This window comes from Cellulomonas carbonis, from assembly GCF_014636275.1.
In the GTDB taxonomy this organism is placed as follows: domain Bacteria; phylum Actinomycetota; class Actinomycetes; order Actinomycetales; family Cellulomonadaceae; genus Actinotalea; species Actinotalea carbonis.
Genome location: NZ_BMEB01000039.1, coordinates 1 through 595 on the forward strand (window position 1 = coordinate 1; position 595 = coordinate 595).

Sequence of the window (595 nt, forward strand, 5' to 3'; positions counted from 1 at the left end):
GGCAGCATTATGCTGTAAAGAAAAAATATTGACAAAAACAATCTTAAAAGCTATAATCATGTTTGTTGCTTTCCTGAGGTGATACAAATGAAATGGACGATTTATCAGCTGCATCAAATGCCAAAACAAAGTTTTGAGTTTGATGAAACAGTTGAGTTAAATGAGCTGACAAAGCTGAATTCTGACATTCGCCGCATTTCTCCCGTTCGGGTGAAGGGCAGAGCGGATATCAAATCAAAACAGGTTTCGTTTGATTTTACAATTTCAGGCGAAATGCTTTTGCCATGCTCAAGAACACTCGTTGATGTTCCGTATCCATTTGAAATTTCAACAAAAGAACTGTTTATATTTCATCACACGGATGATATAGAAGATGATGACGTTCACATTGTTGAGGACGATACTATCGACATAACTCCGATCGTGAAAGAAGAAATTCTTTTAGAAATCCCTATGCAAATCTTTTGTGAATCTGAACAAGAAAAAGGAGCTGCTCCTCAAGAAGGAAAGGATTGGCAAGTCATTTCGGAAGAAGACAAGAAGAATCAAGTTGATCCGAGACTTGCAGCCCTTGAAAAGCTCTTAAAACAAGATG

1 protein-coding gene is annotated in these 595 nt (G+C 37.5%); it reads left to right on the plus strand.

The window, feature by feature from the left end:
* Positions 1–87 precede the first annotated feature (87 nt).
* The coding region (locus tag IEV86_RS17570; RefSeq protein WP_188484842.1) for a YceD family protein at positions 88–595 on the plus strand (508 nt) is incomplete at its 3' end.